A 15,962-nucleotide genomic window follows, 5' to 3' on the forward strand; every position below is an offset into this window, starting at 1 on the left:
CGGTTTCTCGCGGGTGATGTCGATGCCGTTGAAAAGGATGGTGCCGGTGGTCGGCTCCAGGAACTTGGTGAGCAGGTTGAAGCAGGTCGTCTTGCCCGCGCCGTTGGGGCCGATCAATGCGTGGATCGAGCCGCGTCGCACCTGCAGGTCCACGCCGCTGACCGCCGTGAAGCCCTTGAAGGACTTGGTCAGGTTGCGGACTTCTAGTACGTTGGTTTGCATGAGTCTCTTATAGGCTGCCGGTTGGCTCCCCTCCGTCTGCGGGAAAGCGGCAGGAGAGGGGAGCAAAGCATGGCTGTCGTCTATTTACTTCTTCACCAGCGGGCAGCGCGATTGCGACAGCGGCTGGAAGGCTTCCTCAGCCGGCACGGTGGCCACGAGCTTGAGGTAGTCCCACGGCGTCTTCGACTCGTTCGGCGCCTTCACTTCCATCAGGTACATGTCATGCATCATGCGGCCGTCGGCGCGGATGTAGCCGTTCTTGGCGAACGCGTCGTTGATCTTGGCCTTCTTCAGCGCCGCCATCACGGCGTCCGAATCGTCGCTGCCTGCCGCCTGCACGGCCTTCAGGTACTGCAGCACGGCCGAGTACGTGCCGGCATGCACCATGTTCGGCATGCGCTTCATGCGGGCGAAGAAGCGGGCGCCGAACTCGCGCGTCTGCGGGTTCAGGTCCCAGTACCAGGCATCGGTCAGCTTCATGCGCTGCGTCAGCTTCAGGCCCAGGCTGTGCACGTCGCTGATGGTCATCAGCAGGCCCACCAGGGTCTGGTTGCGCGGCAGGCCGAAGTCGTTGGCCGCCTTGATGGCGTTGATGGTGTCGCCGCCGCCGTTGGCCAGCGCCACCACCTGGGCCTTGCTGGCCTGGGCCTGGAGGATGAACGACGAGAAGTCCGATGCGTTCAGCGGGTGCTTGATGTTGCCGGCCACCGTACCGCCCGACGCCTTCACCACATCCGCCGTGGCGGTTTCCAGCGACTGGCCGAACGCGTAGTCGGCCGTCAGGAAATACCAGCTCTTCAGACCCTGCTTGACCATGGCCTTGCCGGCTACGTTGGCCAGCGCGTACGTGTCATACACATAGTGGACGATGTACGGCGAGCATTCCTCGTTGGTGTGGCGCAGGTTGGCGCCGCCAGTGATCAGCGAGATGCGCTTCTTCTCCGACGCGATGCGCGAGACGGCCAGCGCGACCGACGAGTTCGGCAGGTCGACGATGGCGTCGACGCCATCACGGTCGATCCACTCGCGCGCCTTGGCGCTGCCGATGTCCGCCTTGTTCTGGTGGTCGGCGGTAACCAGCTCGATCTTCTTGCCCGGCAGCCCATTGCCGAAATCCTCGATGGCCAGCTTGGCGGCTTCGACCGAGCCCTTGCCGGCGTAGTCAAGGTAGACGCCAGACAGGTCGGTCATCACGCCGATCTTGACGACATCTCCGGAAATCGCGGCGCTGGCAGCGCCGGCAAACGTGGAAAGGCTGAACGCCAGGGCGGACAGCAGGGTGGCTCGCTTCATCTCTTCTTCTCCGTGGTGGTGTTGCTAGAAAAGCTGGGCGGCTGCTCAGACCGCCATGTGCGCGTACCGGTAGTCGGCCGGCGGCACGAATGTTTCCTTGACCGTGCGCGGCGACACCCAGCGCAGCAGGTTCAGCGGCGAACCGGCCTTGTCGTTGGTGCCACTGCGGCGCGCGCCGCCGAACGGCTGCTGGCCGACCACCGCGCCGGTCGGCTTGTCGTTGATATAGAAGTTGCCGGCGGCGAAGCGCAGGGCGTTGGAAGCCTGGGCGATGGCCGCGCGATCCCTTGCAAAGATCGCGCCCGTCAGTGCGTAGGGGCTGGTGCCGTCGACCAGTTCGAGCACCTCGGGCCAGTGCGCGTCGGCGTAGACGTAGACGGACAGCACCGGGCCGAACAGTTCGGTTTCCATCAGCGTGTGGCGCGGGTTGTCCACCTCCAGCACGGTTGGCGTGATGAAGTAGCCCACGCTGTCGTCGGCCTTGCCGCCGGTGACGAGCTTGACGGCGCTGTCGCTGGCGGCGCGTTGCAGATGGCCATGGATGCGGTCGAACGCGCGGCGGTCGATCACGGCGCCCATGAAGTTGGTGAAGTCGGTCACATCGCCCATCTGGATGGTCTCGGCCATCGCCACCACGCGCTCGCGCACGGCCGGCCACAGCGAGGCGGGGATGTAGGCGCGCGACGCCGCGCTGCACTTCTGGCCCTGGTACTCGAAGGCGCCGCGCAGCAGCGCCACGGCCAGCGTGTCGGCATCGGCGGACGGGTGGGCGAGCACGAAGTCCTTGCCGCCGGTTTCGCCGACCAGACGCGGATAGCTGCGGTAGCGCGACACATTGCGGCCGACTTCGCCCCACAGTGTGTCGAACACGGCCGTCGAGCCGGTGAAGTGAATGCCGGCCAGTTCGGGCCGCGCCAGCACGGCACCGCTGATCGCCACCGGGTCGCCCGGCAGGAAGTTGATGACCCCCTTCGGCAGACCGGCGGCCTCGAGCAGCTCCATGAACAGGAAGTTCGACAGCGACGCCGTGGCGGCCGGCTTCCACAGCACGGTGTTGCCCATCAGCGCCGGGGCGATGGCCAGATTGCCGCCGATGGCCGTGAAGTTGAACGGCGTGACGGCGTAGACGAAGCCTTCCAGCGGACGGTATTCGAGGTGATTGCGCATGCCCGGCGACGAAATCGGCTGGCCGGCCGTCAGTTCGTGCGCGAACTGCACGTTGAAGCGCAGGAAGTCGATCAGTTCGCAGGCCGAGTCGATTTCGGCCTGGTAGGCGGTCTTGCTCTGGCCGAGCATGGTCGCCGCGTTCAGGCGGGCGCGCCACGGGCCGGCCAGCAGGTCAGCGGCCTTGAGGAAGACGGCGGAGCGCTCGGCCAGCGTGGCGTTGGCCCAGTCGCGTTGGGCGGCCACTGCGGCGTCGATGGCGGCGTGGATGGTGGTCTCGCCGGCGTTATGGACTTCGCCCAGGCGGCGGGCGTGGGCGTGCGGGGCGCGCACGTCGGTGATGTCGCCGCTAAGGATGCGCTCGCCGCCGACGATGGCCGGGATCTCGCGCACCAAGGCTTGCTGCTTGTCGAGTTCTGCCGTCAGCGCGACGCGTTCGGCGGTGCCCGGGGCGTAGTTCAGGACCGTTTCATTGATGGATTTTGGATAGGAATTGTTTGCAGACATATACGTTACTAGCTTCTTTGGATATGAACATTAATAAATTGGATCCAGTTTAGCAGTCGGGATATTCAGGCACAATAGGGGCCTCACTCGAATCGCATACCGATCTCCAGCACCTCCCATGTCCACGCAAACGGGCCGCGCAAGCGCTCCTACCAAGGGTTTACCCCAGATCATTCGCGATCAGCTTCGCTACGAAATTCAGAAAGGCACGTTGCCGGCCGGGGCGCAGTTGCGCCAGGACGCGCTGGCGGAACGCTTCAACGCGAGTCGCATTCCCGTGCGGGAAGCGCTGCGCCAGCTCGAAACGGAAGGGCTCGTCACCTATCAGCGCAACCGTGGCGCGGTGGTGTCAGGCATGGATGCGACGCAGATCTGCGAGTTGCTCGATATCCGTGTCGCGCTGGAATGCCACGCGGCGCGCATCGGCGTGCCGAACATGGTTCAGCAGGACTTCCAGCAGATGCAGGAGATTCTGGACGCGTACTCGCAGTCGGATTCGCTCGCGGAGTGGGCCGAGTACAACCGGCGCTTCCATTTGGCGCTGTGCGCGCCCGCTAATAACAAGCGGCTGCGCCGGCTGATCGAGGAGTTCTGCCTGAACACGGACCGCTACACGCACGAGCAGATGTCGATGGCCACCGGCAAGGAAGGCCCGCAGGCGGACCACTATCGCATTCTGGAAGCATGCAAGGCGCGCGATGCCGAGAAGGTGGCGTCGCTGCTCGAGGAGCACATCCTCGAGACCAAGCGCAATCTGCTTGCCAGCGAGCGGATGAAGGACGTGGATTAAATCAAATCAGGCGGGGTGCACGACCACGAGCAGCGCCGTGGCGGCACTCTTGCCCGGATTGGCGATCGCATGGGCCACGTCCGCGCCATAGCGGGCGGTATCGCCATGCTTCAGCTTCTTCTCGTCCTCTGCGGCACGCACGGTCATTGACCCGCTCAGCACCGACAGGTGCTCCTGCGTGCCCGCGTCATGCGGCTCGGACGCCAGCACCCCACCGGGCTGGATCGTCAGCTCATACCACTCGAATTTCCCCGCCAGGTCGATCGGCCCGAGGATGCGCAGCTCGCAGCGCCCGTCCGGGCTTTTCAGCGCCGGGATGGCGTGCGGCTGCACCACGGCAATCGCCGGGGCCGGCGCGCTGGCCGCGCCATTGGCGAGGAAGTCCGCCAGGTTCACGCCCAGCGCGTTGGCCAGCCGCCACAGCACCGCCACCGTCGGATTGGTCAGGTTTCGTTCGATCTGGGACAGCATAGACTTGGAGACACCGGCGCGGCGCGACAGGTCGTCCAGCGAGAGCTGCTGGGACTGCCGCAGCGCCTGGAGCGCGCCTCCCACGGCGGGTGGCCCATCGGACTGGACGGGCGGCTTGGGGGAGTTGGGCGGGGAGGGTTGCGTCATCGTCATGTGTTCGTTATAGTGCACGAACCGTTCGTTATATAGAACATGTTCGATTTATCGAATCGAACGACCGAGACACTACCACCGGGAGCCGGGCCATGTCGAGTGCCGAGACTTTCTATGCATCCATCCGTGCGGAACTGGATGCCATCCGCGACGCGGGGCTGTACAAGCGCGAGCGCATCATCGCCACGCCGCAGGGCGCGGTCATCCGCACGGCCGACGGCCGGGAAGTGATCAACCTCTGCGCCAACAACTATCTGGGACTGTCCTCGCACCCGCAGGTGATCGAGGCCGCCCACGAAGCCTTGCGCACTCACGGCTTCGGCCTCAGCTCGGTGCGCTTCATCTGCGGCACGCAGGACCTGCACAAGACGCTGGAGGCGCGGCTGGCCCGCTTCCTCGGCACCGAGGACACCATCCTCTACGGCTCCGCCTTCGACGCCAACGGCGGCCTGTTCGAAACCCTGCTGGGCCCGGACGACGCCGTGATCAGCGATGCGCTGAACCATGCGTCGATCATCGACGGCATCCGGCTCTCCAAGGCAAAGCGCTACCGCTACCAGCACAACGACCTCGACGACCTGCGCGTCCAACTCCAACAAGCCGACGCTGACGGCGCGCGCTTCAAGCTCGTGTTCAGCGACGGCGTGTTCTCGATGGACGGCACCGTGGCGCGTCTCGATGAGATCCGTGCGATCTGCGACGAGTACGGCGCGCTGCTTGGCATCGACGAATGCCACGCCAGCGGCTTCATGGGCGCACGCGGGCGCGGCACGCACGAGGCGCGCGGGGTGTTCGGCAAGATCGACATCATCACCGGCACGCTCGGCAAGGCGCTGGGCGGCGCCTCGGGCGGCTTCACCAGCGGGCGCAAGGAAGTGGTGGAACTGCTGCGTCAGCGTTCGCGTCCGTATCTGTTCTCGAATACCGTGGCCCCGGCCATCGTCGGCGCCAGCATCGCCGTGCTGGATATCCTCGAGGCCAGCACCGACCTGCGCGACCGGCTCGAGCGCAACACCGCCTTCTTCCGCAAGGGGATTGCCGCGCTGGGCTTCGATATCAAGCCGGGCGACCATCCGATCGTCCCGATCATGGTCTACGATGCGGAGAAAGCCCAGCAGCTTGCCGAGCGGCTGCTGGCGCTGGRCGTCTACGTGGTGGGCTTCTTCTACCCCGTGGTGCCGAAGGGCCAGGCGCGCATCCGCGTGCAGCTGAGCGCGGTGCACGATGAACCCACGCTGCAACGCGCGCTGGACGCCTTCGCGCAGGCCGGCCGTGAACTGGGGCTGATTCGATGAGCCAGGCAGTGAGCAAGCCGCAGATCCTGATCATCGGCGCCAACGGGCAGCTTGGGTCCGAACTCGCGCTGGCGCTGGCCGAGCGGCACGGGCGCGAGCATGTGGTCACCTCGGACGTGGTGCCTACCGGCCGCCACGTGCATATCGCCCATGAAATGCTCAACGTGACGGACCGGGGCGAACTGGCCACGGTGGTGGAGCGCCACGGCATCACGCAGATCTACCTGCTGGCCGCCGCGCTCTCCGCCACGGGCGAGAAGGCGCCGCAGTGGGCGTGGAACCTGAACATGACCGGACTGCTGAACGTGCTGGAACTGGCACGCCAGCAGGGCATCGAGCGCGTGTTCTGGCCCAGCTCGATCGCCGCGTTCGGCCCCACCACGCCCGCCGTGGACACCCCGCAGAAAACCGTCATGGAGCCGACCACGGTCTACGGCATCTCCAAGCAGGCGGGCGAGGGCTGGTGCCGGTGGTACTTCGAGAACCATGGTGTGGATGTGCGCAGCGTGCGCTATCCGGGGCTGATCTCGCACAAGACCCCGCCCGGCGGCGGCACCACCGACTATGCGGTCGATATCTTCCACCACGCGGTGCGCGGCCAGCCCTACGACTGCTTCCTGGAGTCCGACGAGCGACTGCCGATGATGTATATGCCCGACGCGATCCGCGCCACGCTGGAGCTGATGGAAGCGCCGCGCGAATCGATCCGGGAGCGGGGCAGCTACAACCTCGCCGGCATGAGCTTTACCCCGGCCGAGATTGCCGAGGCGATCCGCCGCCGGGTGCCGGACTTCGCCGTGCGCTATGCGCCGGACTACCGGCAGGCTATCGCCCGGGGCTGGCCCGATTCGATCGATGACAGCGCCGCGCGTACCGACTGGGGCTGGCAGCCGAAGTTCGGCCTCTCGGAGATGGTCGACGACATGCTGGAGAACCTGAAGGCCACCGTCGAATAAGCGCTCCCCAGATCACGTGAACTAGTTCGGAAAGAAATAGTTTGCATCCTAATTAATTCACGTCTATCATTCGGCCCATGCCAAAGATAGACGCCCTCCTTTTTGCCTTTACCGGCCAGCTCATGCTGGCGGGCCGCCAATGGCGCCAGATCAGCCAGGCGTCGGTCACGGCACACGGGATTTCCGCAGCGGCCGCCGCGCCGCTGCTTTTCATTCGCCGCCTCGGCGGTGGGGTGCGCCAGGTGACACTGGCGGACTACGTGGGCGTGGAAGGCGCCACGCTGGTCCGTCTGGTCGATCAACTGAGCGCCGCCGGGCTGGTCCGCCGCGAGGTGGACCCCAGCGACCGCCGCGCCAACGTGCTCTCGCTCACCGATGCCGGTGAGCGCATGGCCGAGCAGATCGAAGTCGAACTCAAGCAACTCCGCGCCGAAGTGTTCGCCGAGATCAGCGAGACTGACCTCGAAGCCACGCTGCGCGTGCTGGACGCCTTGTACAAGGCCGCAGGAAATGCTTCCGCGGCGGCCAAGCTGGAGCCCTGAGCATCATGGGTAGTTGGCCATCCGCAAGGGACTGGGTTTTCTCGTTCAAGGCGTTCGCCGCCGCCATGCTGGCGCTCTGGATCGCGATGTACATGGGCCTGCCGCGGCCGTATTGGGCGATGGCGTCCGTCTACGTCGTGGCGCATCCGCTGACCGGCGCCACGCGTTCCAAGGCGCTGTACCGCGTGCTTGGCACGCTGCTGGGCGCCGCAGCCGGCGTGGCGATGGTGCCCTCGCTGGTCAACTCGCCGCCGCTGTTGATGGGCGCGGTGGCGCTCTGGACCGGCTGCCTGCTCTACATCGCGCTGCTGCACCGCACCCCGCGTAGCTACGTCTTCATGCTCGCCGCCTACACGCTGCCGCTGGTGGCGCTGCCGGCGGTCGACAATCCCGCCGCCATCTTCGATATCGCCATTGCCCGGGCCGAGGAAATCAGCCTGGGCATCCTGTGCGCGGCCGTGGTCGGCGCCGTGGTGTTCCCGGCGAGCGTGGCAGACGTGCTGCGCGACAAGTCGCGCCAGTGGATGGCCGACGCCGCGCTCTGGGCCGGCGACATGCTCTCGCCCAGCCCCGGCATGCAGGTCACGCGCCACCAGAGCCGTCACCGTCTGGCCGCCGATATTCTGGCCCTCGATCAACTCATCAGCCAGCTTGGCTACGACACCGAAAGCATCGCCCGGGTGCGCGCCGCGCGCGAACTGCGCGGGCGCATGACGATGCTGCTGCCGGTGATGTCCTCGCTGGCGGCCATCGTGGAATCGCTCCAGGCCGCCGGCGGCTTGCCGGACGGGCTGCGGACCCAGATGCGCGGGGTCCGCGCATGGATACAGGGCGGAGCGGTAGACGCGCCGCCCGAGCTGACCGGTACGCCGCTCGAACCCGGCTGGGATGCCGCGCTGGTCACTGCCGCCGAAGACCGCCTGCAACAGATGGTGGCGCTGTGGCGCGACTGCGTGTCCCTGTGCCGGCGCATCGGCGAACGCGACGTGCGTGGCGGCTGGATGCCTGAGTTCCGGCGTTGGGACGTCGGCCAGACGCGCCACTACGACCACGGCCTGCTGCTGTTTTCCACCGTCACGGTGGCCCTGTCGATCTTCGCCATGGGCATGCTCTGGATCCACATGGGCTGGGCCGATGGCGCCGGCGCCGTGGCGCTGGGCGCGGTGTCGTGCTGCTTCTTCGCCGCCCTTGATGAACCCGCGCCGATGATCCAGTCGTTCTTCAACTGGAACGTGGTGTGCATGGTGATCTCGATGGTGTTCCTGTTCGCCGTGCTGCCCGTGGCGCATGACTTCGAGATGCTGGTGCTGATGTTCGCCGTGCCGTACCTGATCATCGGCCTGCTGGTGGCGCAGCCGCGCCTGGCGATGATCGGCATGCCGCTGGCAGTGGTCACGGCCAACGACATCGGCATCTCGGGCGCCTACAGCGCGGACTTCCATACCTTCTTCAACAGCAATATCGCCGGCATCGCCGGTATCGCCTTCGCGCTGGTCTGGACGCTGGTGATGCGGCCGTTCGGCACGGCGGCCGCCACGCGCCGGCTGGTGCGGTCAAGCTGGGGCGATATCGCCGACAACGCGGTGGGCACCCGCCCCGAAGAACACACCCGGCTGCGCGCGCGCATGCTGGACCGGCTGGCGCAACTGGTGCCCCGGCTGGCCGCCAGCGAGAGCGAGGTATCGCCCGATGGCTTCAGCGAGGTGCGCGTGGAGCTGACCACGCTGGCACTCCAGCGCGAGATGCCCACCCTGTCAGCGCCCGAGCAGCATGCCGTCAAGCGCGTGCTGCGCAGCGTGGCCGGCTACTACCAGGCACGGCTGGACGGCAAGCTGAACGGACCGCCGCCGGCGCTGCACACGCGGCTGGCTAACGCGCAGCAGAAGGTGCAGTCGCGCATCGCGCTGGCTGCCCTGGTGGAGATGCAAGTGGCCCTGTTCCCGCCGGCCGTGGTGCCGGCCCCTGTTACCGGAGGCGCCTGATGCCCGGCGAATTCAGTCTTTATGGCGTGTTCATCCCCAGCCTGCTGGTGTGGATGCTGGCCGCCTTTGCGATCACGAGTGGCGCGCGTGCAGTGCTGACGCGCCTGGGGTTCTACAAGCTCGTGTGGCACCGTTCTCTGTTCAATCTGGCGCTGTACGCGATCGTCCTGGGTGGGGTGGTTGCCGTGGTGCCGTGGTTCCAATCATGAAATTCAAACTCTCTTCGCTCGGGCCAGTCGTGCTGACGCTGGCCGTCACCGCTGTCGGCGCGGTTGTCGTCAAGCATCTGTGGGATTACTACACCGTGGCGCCGTGGACGCGCGACGGGCATATCCGCGCCGAGGTGGTGCAGGTGGCGCCCGATGTCTCGGGGCTGGTCACGCGCATCGCCGTCAAGGACAACCAGCGCGTGAAGGCCGGCGACCTGCTGTTCGAGATCGACCATGAACGCTACGCACTGGCGCTGCGTCAGGCCCAGGCCACCGCCGCCGCGATGCGCGCCAGCCTGGCGCAGTACCGCCGCGAGGCGAACCGCAGCCAGAAGCTGGCCGAGGTGGTGTCGCGCGAGGTCGTGGAGGAAGGCCTGGCCAGGGTGCAGCAGGGCGAAGCCACGCTGGCACAGGCCGAAGCCGCCGTGGACGTGGCCAAGCTGAACCTGGAGCGCACGCGCGTGGTGAGCCCCGTGGAAGGCTACGTCAACGACCGCCTGCCGCGCCTGGGCGACTACGTCAGCACCGGCAAGCCCGTGCTGTCGATGGTCGATGCCCGGTCGTTCCATGTGGAAGGCTACTTCGAGGAAACCAAGCTGCACGGCATCCATATCGGCAGCCCGGTGGACATCCGCATCATGGGCGAGAAGGGCGTGCTGCACGGCCATGTGCAAAGCATCGCCGCCGGTATCGAGGACCGTGACCGCACCAGCAGCAACAGCCTGCTGCCAAACATCAACCCGACGTTCAACTGGGTGCGGCTGGCGCAGCGCGTGCCGGTGCGGATCCAGTTCGACCAGATGCCTGCCGACGTGCGGCTGGTGGCCGGACGTACCGCCACGGTCTCGGTGACCGGAGGGGGTACGCAGTGAACAGCGCAGTGAGTCGCTTAAGCCGTGCCGTGCTGGCGGGGATGCTCCCGCTCGCGCTGGCAGCCTGCATGACCGTCGGCCCCGACCACAAGGTGCCCGGCGATGCCGTGGTCAACGCCACCACCGCCAACGGCCCGTTCCAGGGCGCGGACAACCCGGCGGTGTCGATCGGCGACGTGCCCAACGACTGGTGGAAGCTTTACGACGACCCGAAGATCGAAGGGCTGGTGAAGCAGGCGCTCGTCGCCAACACCGACCTGCGCGTGGCCGCCGCCAACCTGAAGCGCGCCATCGCCGTCTATCACGAGGTGGAAGCCGAGAACTTCCCCGAAGCCAAGTTCCGCGCCAGCGCGGAGCGCGGCCAGATTGCCGGCGAACCGCTGCTGAAGGAAGAAAAGATCCCGGCGATGAACTTCGGCGACATCGGCTTCGACGTGTCGTACCTGATCGACTTCTGGGGCAAGCTCACCCGCGCCGACGAAGCCGCGCTGGCCGGCGCACAGGCCAGCCAGGCCGCGCTGGACCAGGCCCGCGTGGGCGTGGTGGCGGAAACGGTGCGTGCCTATATGCAGGGCTGCACCGCCACGCATGAACTGCACGTGGCGCAACATCAGCTCGACCTCCAGGTGCGCGGCGCACAGCTCGCCCAGAAGATGGTCGATGCCGGACGTGGCATGCCGACCGACGTGCTGCGCGCGCAGGCGCAGGCCGATTCGCTGCGCGCCGTGCTGCCCAAGTACCGCGCCGAACAGGAAGGCGCTGCCTACCGGCTGGCCGTGATGCTGGGCAAGCCGCCCACCGCGCTGGACATGTCGAGCGTGGCATGCGAGCACGTGCCCACGCTGCGTCAGGCCCTGCCGGTTGGCGATGGCGCTGCGCTGCTCAAGCGCCGCCCGGACGTCCGTCAGGCCGAGCGTGAACTGGCCTCGGCGACGGCCAAGATCGGCGTGGCGACGGCGGACCTCTATCCGCAGATCCGCATCGGCGCCTCGGCGGGCTTCACCGGCATTCTCGATCACCTGGGCCAGGCGCCGACCGCGCACTGGGGCTGGGGCCCGGCGATTTCGTGGACGATTCCGACCAGCGGCACGCGCGCCCGCATCCACAACATGGAAGCCGGTGCAGAGGGTGCGCTGGCCCACTTCGACGGCGTGGTGCTGCGCGCGCTGCGCGAGACGCAAAGCGCGCTGTCCAGCTACACGCACGAACTCGAGCGAAACCAGGCGCTGCGCGACGCACGCGACAAGGCCGATGAGGCCGCCCGGCACAACCGGCTCCTGTATCAGGCGGGACGCTCGCCGTACCTGCAGAGCCTGGACGCGGACCGCACGCTGGCTAACAACGACGCCGCGCTTGCCGCCTCGGACGCGCAGATCGCCATGGACCAGATCAACCTGTTCGTGGCGCTGGGCGGGGGCTGGCAGGATGCACCGGCCGTGGCGAGTGCCCCGATAAATTAGCGTTGGCAAATCGGAAAGCGCCGCCGCGGAACCTGCTTGAATCCATCCGGGTTAGCCGGCGGTCTTCCTGGCGCTTTCCGTCCCTCGGCGGGCTTATAGCGCTCGTCGATGGCATCCTCCAATTGAAGCGGCACGCATAACTGGCGCCTATGGGCCCAGTCGCTTCGTCGTGCGCTATCGAAAGGGGCGGTTTCCTTTGCAACGGCGCTACCTCGCTTTTGGCGAGAATCATTTCACAAGCGAAATGATCCAGGTAAAGGTGCTCCATGGAAGTCAGCGCACTCATGCTCTCGCGCATTCAGTTTGCGTTCACGGTGTCGTTTCACATCATCTTCCCTTCGCTCACGATCGGGCTGGCCGCTTGGTTGACGCTCCTCGAGGGTATGTATCAGTTCACGCGGAAGGAAGTCTATCGACGCGTGTTCGATTTCTGGCTGAAGATCTTCGCCGTTGCCTTTGGCGTTGGCGTAGTTTCAGGTGTCGTGCTGGGATTCGAGTTCGGAACGAACTGGAGTGAACTGTCGCGCCTCTCCGGACCCGTGCAAGGTCCGTTGCTGACGTATGAGACTTTCACCGCATTCATGCTCGAAGCGTCGTTCTTCGGGGTGCTGCTGTTCGGGCGATCCAGGGTCAAGCCAGGCTTCTACTTGTTCTCGGTAGCGATGGTTGCGCTCGGGACGACGTTCTCAGCCTTCTGGATCATGGTCAACAACAGTTGGATGCAACACCCGGTTGGCTACGATTTCATCGATGGTCGCTTTGTCCCGACGGATTAGGCCGAGATCATCTTCAGTCCGGTCGTTTGGGTGCGCTTTCCTCATATGTTGTTGGCGTCGTACCTGACTGGCGCGTTCTGTGTCGCTGCGACTGGTGCCTGGTACACGCTGCGCAAACTCTGTGAGCCGGAAGCGAAGGTGATGCTACGGATGGGCCTGGCGCTGGCCACGGTTCTCATACCAGTGCAACTTGTGTTCGGGCACCTGGTCGGTGACTATGTACACGACGACCAGCCGGCAAAATTCGCTGCAATTGAGGGGCGTTGGCATGACGAGCAGCCTGCGGCAGAGGTGCTCATTGGATGGCCGGACGAAGAAAAGGAAACGAATCACTACGAAGTATCGATTCCGATTCTCGGAAGCCTGATTGCGACCATGACCACCGATTCGAAGGAGGTGGGGCTCACGAGTTTTCCAAAGGAGCAGCGGCCACCGGTATTGATTCCGTTTCTCGCATTTCGTGTGATGGTCGGCTGTGGGATTGCGATGCTGCTTATTGCGTGGCTCGGTAGCTGGTTCTCCTTCAGGAACAGCATCGAGGAAAAGAAGACGCTCCTGTGGGCAACCTATCTTTCGTTTCCCTTGCCGTTCGTGGCGATTCTGACGGGATGGTTCGCAGCAGAAGTTGGGCGACAGCCCTGGACCGTATGGGGGGTGCTGCGCACAGCAGACGCACTGACGCCGACGCTGACGGCTCGCGCGGCGGGCGCTTCACTGTTTGTCTTCGTTGTGACGTACTTGATTGTCTTCTCGTTCGGCACGTATTACGTCTACAAGCTACTCCGCAATGGTCCCGCTTCGATCGACCAGGACCGCGAGCCATCGGGAACGTCCAACAGACCGTTGGCAGTCGCTGCGGCGGAATCGTTTCGTGATTGATGAACTGACTACTCTGTGAGGCAACCATGATTACGTACTGGTCCGCAATCCTGGCCATCAGTATGCTCGTCTATGTGCTGCTCGATGGTCTTGACCTCGGTGTCGGCATGTTGTTTGGCACGACTCGGAATGAAGCACGAAGAAAGTCGATGCTGGCTTCAATCGCGCCGATTTGGGATGGTAACGAGACGTGGCTGATCGTGGCGGGCGTTGTGCTTTGGGGCGCATTCCCAATGGTCTATTCGACGCTGCTCGGTGCCTTCTACCTTCCCGTCTGCGTCATGCTGGCGGGCTTGATCTTCCGCGGCGTTTCGTTCGAGTTCCGTGTCCATGCGCATCGTTCCAAGCCGGTGTGGGATTGCGGCTTAGTCGTTGGATCTCTCGTGGCAACGTTTATGCAAGGCGCGATGATTGGCGCGTTGGCAGAGGGTCTGCCCATCGAAAATGGGCGATTCATGGGCAACGATATGAGCTGGCTCAGCCCGTTCTCCGTAGTCGCCGGCATTGCGCTTTGCTTCGGCTACATGTTGCTCGGAGCGGGGTGGCTGGCGAAGAAGTGCGAGGGAGAGACGCGCGATGCCGCATTCAGGGCGATTCCTCGCTTGCTTGTCGTCGTACTCGTCTTGCTCATCGCACTCTTCTTCCACGCGTTGTACGCCAATTTTGCGGTCATGGCGCGATGGACGGAGCGTCCAGTGCTGTTCCTTGTACCGTTCGTTGGGTTGATCGCCGTGTTGATTGTCTGGCATGGGGCAAGAAGGGCGATGGATACTTCGGTATTCCTGGCGTCCGCAGCCTTGTTCGTGGTGGCATATGGGATGTTCGCCGTCTCGTTCTGGCCGTACATCGTGCCGTTCAGCATCACGATCAATGAGGCTGCTGCGCCGATGTCGAGCCTGTCGTTCATGTTCTGGGGGGCTGGTCTCTTTGTCTTCCCATTGATGCTGGCTTACACCCTGTGCGGCTACACGGTCTTCAAAGGCAAGGTTGACGTCACGTCCGAGCATTATTGAAGGCGCTACGCTATCTGACTGACGTCGAGCATCCTCAGTCAGATAGCGGCGAAGAAGAAGCGGGTCATTCCGGCACGATGTCGGGGCKGTCACGCGGGAACTGCGCCAGCGTTTCCGCGCTGATGTTCAACGTTTGCATGACCATCTCAGGCGGTGTATGCGTGAGCCAGTCGGACAGCGCCACCTCCGCAAAGTGGTCAGCCTTGAAGACCTCGACCATGATCAGGTCCGTGTTGCCGACATTCTGCACATAGTGACCGAGCCCCTTCTTCACGTAGCCGATATCACCCGCGTTGAAGTCGGCGGTCATCGCCTTGGGACCCGTATCGAAGACAGTCATGCGCCCTTTGCCCTTGATGTAGTACTGCCATTCGTCGGCGTTCGGGTGCCAGTGCAGCTCGCGCAGACCGCCCGGCACCACCGTGACCAGCGCCGCGGCCACATTCTGCGAGATTTTGAAGTTGCGGCTGTCCGCAATCTGTACATAGCCGCTGCGCGTCTTGTGCACCGGCGTGGAACCTGCCAGCGAAAACGTTACCGGAAGTGCGGGTGGACCTTTCTTCGAGGCGGAAGCACGTTGTGCTGCCGCGAGTGGTCCCGGCTCCTTGCCTTGGAAGATCCAGAGGTTGTCGACGGGAATATCCTTGAGCGATTCCACCGGAACGCCGAAATTAGCAGCCAGCACTTCAGGCGGCGTGTGAGCGAGCCAGTCCGTTACCAGCAGCGTGTTGAATTCGGACGCCATGCCGCTATCGAACGCAATCAGAAATTCCGCGCCGGTGGTGCCTGCTCCCTGCAGCGAATGCGGCAGCCCTGGCGGGAAGTACCAGAGGTCGCCTGCTTTGACGTCCTGCACCGATGAACGGCCTTCTTCATCAAGTGTCGTGATGCGGCATTTGCCGTCGAGCATGATGGCCCATTCGGCCTGCTGATGCCAGTGCATCTCGCGAATGCCGCCCGCCGAAAGCCGCATGTTCACGCCGGAGATGTCCTTGGAGATGGCAAAATCCTCCTGCGTGACTTCGCGTGCCCAGCCGCCGTTCTGGATACGCTTGTGCGCATTGTTGAACGACGACCAAAACTGCGGCATGCCGTTGACATCGGTGGCCGGCGCGTCCTGGGCGGACGGGAACTGCCGTGCCAGCATATCGTCCCGCGGGCCGGGATCGGTGAGGCCCTGCCGGTTGCGCGCGTTGATCGCCCCTTCAGGCGGACGGTCTGGATTGCCGAATGAAGCGGCATGAGCTGACGCAGCGGCGGCTGCAAACGCCGCGGTTGCCGTACCGATCATTACCTTTCGTCTGGACAAGTCAGTCATGATTTTTCCTTTGCATGGATAGGGAAGTCTCACGCGCGTCAGAAGCGCCCAAGGGACGGT

At 64.7% G+C, this 15,962-nt stretch carries 14 protein-coding genes and 1 pseudogene; 10 read left to right on the top strand and 5 right to left on the bottom strand.

Translation table 11 applies throughout. From position 1 onward, the window contains the following. From AC1DEL_RS21010 to pruA, 3 genes are all read right to left on the bottom strand, one after another. On the bottom strand, positions 1-222 hold a 222-nt coding region (locus AC1DEL_RS21010; protein ID WP_477105502.1), incomplete at its 3' end, for an ATP-binding cassette domain-containing protein. A gap of 84 nt (positions 223-306) precedes the next feature. After that, positions 307-1,515, bottom strand: a complete 1,209-nt coding sequence (locus AC1DEL_RS21015) for an ABC transporter substrate-binding protein (RefSeq protein WP_092296814.1) — start codon at positions 1,513-1,515, stop codon at positions 307-309. A 45-nt stretch (positions 1,516-1,560) separates the two neighbouring features. Next, positions 1,561-3,186, bottom strand: coding sequence for an L-glutamate gamma-semialdehyde dehydrogenase (gene pruA, locus AC1DEL_RS21020; RefSeq protein ID WP_477126179.1), 1,626 nt, complete (start codon positions 3,184-3,186; stop codon positions 1,561-1,563). A 118-nt stretch (positions 3,187-3,304) separates the two neighbouring features. Between pruA and AC1DEL_RS21025 the strand changes: the two genes are divergently transcribed. Continuing rightward, complete coding sequence (locus AC1DEL_RS21025) at positions 3,305-3,976, top strand: GntR family transcriptional regulator (RefSeq protein ID WP_092296809.1); 672 nt, start codon at positions 3,305-3,307, stop codon at positions 3,974-3,976. 6 nt (positions 3,977-3,982) lie between these two features. Here the strand turns inward: AC1DEL_RS21025 and AC1DEL_RS21030 are convergent, their stop codons facing one another. Further along, positions 3,983-4,594, bottom strand: a complete 612-nt coding sequence (locus AC1DEL_RS21030) for a helix-turn-helix domain-containing protein (protein WP_477126180.1) — start codon at positions 4,592-4,594, stop codon at positions 3,983-3,985. Positions 4,595-4,692: 98 nt separating this feature from the next. On the opposite strand from AC1DEL_RS21030, the gene kbl reads away from it, so the two are divergent. The 9 genes and pseudogenes from kbl to cydB all read left to right on the top strand — a co-directional run bounded on the left by kbl (position 4,693) and on the right by cydB (position 14,584). Further along, on the top strand, positions 4,693-5,895 hold the full coding sequence (gene kbl / locus AC1DEL_RS21035) for a glycine C-acetyltransferase (RefSeq protein WP_477159172.1): 1,203 nt from the start codon (positions 4,693-4,695) through the stop codon (positions 5,893-5,895). Further along, a complete protein-coding gene (locus AC1DEL_RS21040; RefSeq protein ID WP_477126181.1) occupies positions 5,892-6,851 on the top strand; it encodes an NAD-dependent epimerase/dehydratase family protein in 960 nt (319 codons plus the stop codon). Before kbl ends, AC1DEL_RS21040 begins: the two co-directional genes overlap by 4 nt. A gap of 77 nt (positions 6,852-6,928) precedes the next feature. Further along, positions 6,929-7,393, top strand: a complete 465-nt coding sequence (locus tag AC1DEL_RS21045; RefSeq protein WP_092296800.1) for a MarR family winged helix-turn-helix transcriptional regulator — start codon at positions 6,929-6,931, stop codon at positions 7,391-7,393. A gap of 5 nt (positions 7,394-7,398) precedes the next feature. Continuing rightward, entirely contained in the window at positions 7,399-9,375 is a 1,977-nt protein-coding gene (locus tag AC1DEL_RS21050; protein ID WP_441593306.1) for an FUSC family protein, read from the top strand. Next, a complete protein-coding gene (locus AC1DEL_RS21055; protein ID WP_092296794.1) occupies positions 9,375-9,584 on the top strand; it encodes a DUF1656 domain-containing protein in 210 nt (69 codons plus the stop codon). The genes AC1DEL_RS21050 and AC1DEL_RS21055 overlap by 1 nt, the downstream gene beginning before the upstream one ends. Further along, positions 9,581-10,456, top strand: a complete 876-nt coding sequence (locus AC1DEL_RS21060) for an efflux RND transporter periplasmic adaptor subunit (RefSeq protein WP_477126182.1) — start codon at positions 9,581-9,583, stop codon at positions 10,454-10,456. Before AC1DEL_RS21055 ends, AC1DEL_RS21060 begins: the two co-directional genes overlap by 4 nt. Positions 10,457-10,464: 8 nt before the next feature. Further along, positions 10,465-11,916 carry an efflux transporter outer membrane subunit gene (locus AC1DEL_RS21065; protein ID WP_441593302.1) on the top strand — a complete coding sequence of 484 codons (1,452 nt, stop codon included), beginning with the start codon at positions 10,465-10,467 and terminating at the stop codon, positions 11,914-11,916. Between the two features lie 284 nt (positions 11,917-12,200). Beyond that, positions 12,201-13,571 (top strand): annotated as a pseudogene (locus AC1DEL_RS21070) (cytochrome ubiquinol oxidase subunit I). 26 nt (positions 13,572-13,597) lie between these two features. After that, the gene (cydB, locus tag AC1DEL_RS21075) at positions 13,598-14,584 is read left to right on the top strand and encodes a cytochrome d ubiquinol oxidase subunit II (RefSeq protein WP_477126183.1); all 987 of its coding nucleotides are present in this window, start codon (positions 13,598-13,600) and stop codon (positions 14,582-14,584) included. A 64-nt stretch (positions 14,585-14,648) separates the two neighbouring features. Here the strand turns inward: cydB and AC1DEL_RS21080 are convergent, their stop codons facing one another. Beyond that, positions 14,649-15,902: a cupin domain-containing protein gene (locus AC1DEL_RS21080; protein WP_477159173.1), complete on the bottom strand. Its 1,254-nt coding sequence runs from the start codon at positions 15,900-15,902 to the stop codon at positions 14,649-14,651. Between the last annotated feature and the right edge of the window lie 60 nt (positions 15,903-15,962).

This window comes from Cupriavidus sp. 10L43_2, from assembly GCF_056395265.1.

Bases quoted from the DNA above. Each gene is read 5' to 3' on its own strand.
- AC1DEL_RS21015 (WP_092296814.1), bottom strand. From the start codon at position 1,515: ATGAAGCGAGCCACCCTGCTGTCCGCCCTGGCGTTCAGCCTTTCCACG.
- pruA (WP_477126179.1), bottom strand. From the start codon at position 3,186: ATGTCTGCAAACAATTCCTATCCAAAATCCATCAATGAAACGGTCCTG.
- AC1DEL_RS21025 (WP_092296809.1), top strand. From the start codon at position 3,305: ATGTCCACGCAAACGGGCCGCGCAAGCGCTCCTACCAAGGGTTTACCC.
- AC1DEL_RS21030 (WP_477126180.1), bottom strand. From the start codon at position 4,594: ATGACGCAACCCTCCCCGCCCAACTCCCCCAAGCCGCCCGTCCAGTCC.
- AC1DEL_RS21040 (WP_477126181.1), top strand. From the start codon at position 5,892: ATGAGCCAGGCAGTGAGCAAGCCGCAGATCCTGATCATCGGCGCCAAC.
- AC1DEL_RS21045 (WP_092296800.1), top strand. From the start codon at position 6,929: ATGCCAAAGATAGACGCCCTCCTTTTTGCCTTTACCGGCCAGCTCATG.
- AC1DEL_RS21050 (WP_441593306.1), top strand. From the start codon at position 7,399: ATGGGTAGTTGGCCATCCGCAAGGGACTGGGTTTTCTCGTTCAAGGCG.
- AC1DEL_RS21055 (WP_092296794.1), top strand. From the start codon at position 9,375: ATGCCCGGCGAATTCAGTCTTTATGGCGTGTTCATCCCCAGCCTGCTG.
- AC1DEL_RS21060 (WP_477126182.1), top strand. From the start codon at position 9,581: ATGAAATTCAAACTCTCTTCGCTCGGGCCAGTCGTGCTGACGCTGGCC.
- cydB (WP_477126183.1), top strand. From the start codon at position 13,598: ATGATTACGTACTGGTCCGCAATCCTGGCCATCAGTATGCTCGTCTAT.